Annotated in this window: 3 protein-coding genes; all 3 read right to left on the reverse strand. The window is 25.4% G+C overall.

Features of this window, described 5'->3' with window-relative positions; all coding sequences use genetic code 11:
• Nucleotides 1-254: 254 nt before the first annotated feature.
• From I4V63_RS15375 to I4V63_RS15385, 3 genes are read right to left on the reverse strand one after another with little or no spacing between them, the layout of a single operon-like run.
• The gene (locus tag I4V63_RS15375; protein WP_196002095.1) at nucleotides 255-908 is read right to left on the reverse strand and encodes an ABC transporter ATP-binding protein; all 654 of its coding nucleotides are present in this window, start codon (nucleotides 906-908) and stop codon (nucleotides 255-257) included.
• The gene (locus tag I4V63_RS15380) at nucleotides 883-1,662 is read right to left on the reverse strand and encodes an ABC transporter permease subunit (RefSeq protein ID WP_243280535.1); all 780 of its coding nucleotides are present in this window, start codon (nucleotides 1,660-1,662) and stop codon (nucleotides 883-885) included. The genes I4V63_RS15375 and I4V63_RS15380 overlap by 26 nt, the downstream gene beginning before the upstream one ends.
• A complete protein-coding gene (locus I4V63_RS15385; protein WP_196002096.1) occupies nucleotides 1,628-2,599 on the reverse strand; it encodes an ABC transporter substrate-binding protein in 972 nt (323 codons plus the stop codon). Before I4V63_RS15385 ends, I4V63_RS15380 begins: the two co-directional genes overlap by 35 nt.
• Nucleotides 2,600-2,932: the final 333 nt, after the last annotated feature.

The raw sequence follows: 2,932 nt of genomic DNA on the forward strand, positions 1-2,932 counted from the left end.
ACTCTCAAAAGAATTGCTGGTTTACTTTAACTATATTCTGTTCAATTTTCAAAGACCATTTACTCTGTCGCACCGAAGCGACTTACTTATCTTATCATCTGTTACGATTCATGTCAATACTTTTTTTAAAAGTTTTTGTTATGTTTCGTAATCGACAAGGATTATCTTATCACTTCAAAAGTTGATTGTCAACAACTTATTTTATAAGTTATTTAACCACTTAATCATCAGCGACGTGTTTTATCTTAACACTATTAGCTAAACTCGTCAATAGATTTATATAAATTTTCTACAATTTTTTTTATATCCTTTCCTTCAGCACTTTCTAATATCCTTACTGGTCTTCCCCCTAATAAATACAAAACATCTGATAACCTTATTATTTCATCTATATTATGTGTTACTAATATAATAGTAGCATTAATTTTATTTCTTAATTCCATTATTAGATCAACCATTTTGTATTTACTTTTAATATCTAAAGACTTAAAAGGTTCATCCAATAATATTATTTCTGGATTTCCTATTAGCGCCCGTGCAAAATTTATTCTTTGCCTCATTCCACCACTTAGTTCATTAGGATAACTATTTTTAAATTCTATTAATCCAACATCACTTAAAACTTTATCTACTTCTTTTTCTATTTTATCTTTTTCAAAGTACTGTTTCGCAATAATTCTTAAGTTTCCATATACACTTTCCCAAGGAATTAAATTATCATTTTGAAAAACAAAAGCTATTTTTTTATCTTCAATATAATATTTTTGGGAAATATAATTTAATAATGTTGTTTTACCACACCCTGATTTTCCAATAATGCAGTTTATCTTTCCCCTTTTTAATTCTATATTAAAATTTTTATATATTTCATTGTTATCATATTTAAAATTTATATTTTTTATTATCATTATTACCGCCCCTATTAAAACTCTTATCCATCATAAAGTCAAAAATATAAACTATGAATGCTATTATAATCATCCATGCAATAACCCCAGCAGTATTCAATTGTATCTTTTCAAATTGTATATTAGATCCTATCCCATATTGTGGCTGAGAATATACTTCACCAGATATTACCACTTTAAATATTAAAGATATTGTTGAAGTTAATATCTTTTTAATTTGTATCCAAATTACAGGTATTATTATAACTCTTAGTTTATCAATCCTTGATACTCTATAGACTGTGACCATATGTAATAATCCCTCATCAATATTAAGTAATGAATTCAAAGTTGCTTCATAAAAAATTGGAAATGAAATTACTATACCTATTATCGTTGGTGCAAAATCTTTAGAAGTCCATATTAATAATAGTACTATAAATGCCATAGTTGGTATTGCTTTTAAAAATACTGTTATTGGATATAAAAAATTATATATCAACTTACTAAAATAACTACTAACCCCTAAAATTACCGAAGCTATTATAGATACTATAAAGCTTTTTATACATCTTAACATGCTATTAAGTATTAACAATAAAAATTTATCTTTTAATATTATTCTATACATCTCCTTTAAAACATCAAAAAAGGAAGGCAAAAGTAGCCTATTATTAAAAATAATAGCTACTACTTGCCAAATAAATATAATTACGGCAATAGAAATCATTAAATACTTTTTATTTCTTAATGAATATTGCGTCATATCCTCCATTATCTCCTTTATTATTTTCATCTATAATAGAAAAATAAGTTTCATATTCTTGTTCACAATTTTCTATTCTTGTGAAGGCTAAATTACTATTTTTTAATGCTTCATCAATAACATCTCTATTTACAGTTATACCTAGCTTTTCACACTGCTCTGCTGCTAATTGAGAATTATTTATTGCCCACTCCTCAGCATCAATAAATTTGTCTATAATTTCATCATATAATCCTGAATCTTTTATTTTATTATAGAACTCTTCTTTAATTAATAATGTTGATTGTGGATATCCATTTTCAACATCATATATTTTTTTCCATTCATCATTTAAGCTACATATTATTTTTATATTCTCATTTTTAGCCATTACAGTTGATAATACTGGCTCTGGTAATACTGCATAATTAGCTTGACCACTTATAACTAATGGCGCAAGCTCAGATGCTGCTCCAACATATGAAAAAGTAATATTATTTTCATTAACATTATTATTATCTAATATATTTTTAAACACTATATCAGGTGTAAGCCCCTTACCTGTATTATATATTTCGCACCCTTCCAAATCTAATAAACTATCTACTTCTTCTGTTGATACTAAATATAATGAACCCCATCCAACTGTTCCTGCAATCTTATAACCCAAGTCTTTTTTATAAGCTTGTAATGCCAAGTTTGAAGGCACTATCGCTAAATCAGACTCCCCCTTCATTAACTCTGATAAAAGCGTATCTGTTGTCTTTTCTATTGAATAATTTATACTAATCTCTTTATCATTTTCTTCATCAGATATCAAATTACTTATTGCTATAGCTGGTAGTCCATCCGGGCATATTAATGTGGCATTTATATTTTCATTAGTGATTTTATTATCTTTTTGGCTACATGATATTAATAGTACTGAAAATATTGCTATTGATATAATACTTAAGATTTTTTTCATTTTAATCACCTCACACTAAATTTTACCATATTATTACATACCCTTCCATATATTTCATTTTAAAATAATACTTCTTTATCTTTATACATCCTATAAAATAATTTACTTATATATAAATATACTGCTTTTATTTATTACTCTTTAATACAAATAAATTAATTTTATTTTATGTAGTAATTTTATCATTCTTCTTCAAGTGAATAATTGAGATGCTTAATATTTTATTAATTATGATCATATATAACAAAAAGGTACTTAGTATAAATCTAAGTACCTTGAATTACATATCAACATTTATAAGAGTCATTTTTAATGCTAAAATTAATATCTATT

The sequence above is a fragment of the Clostridium sp. 1001271B_151109_B4 genome (genome assembly GCF_015670405.1).
GTDB lineage: Bacteria > Bacillota > Clostridia > Clostridiales > Clostridiaceae > Clostridium.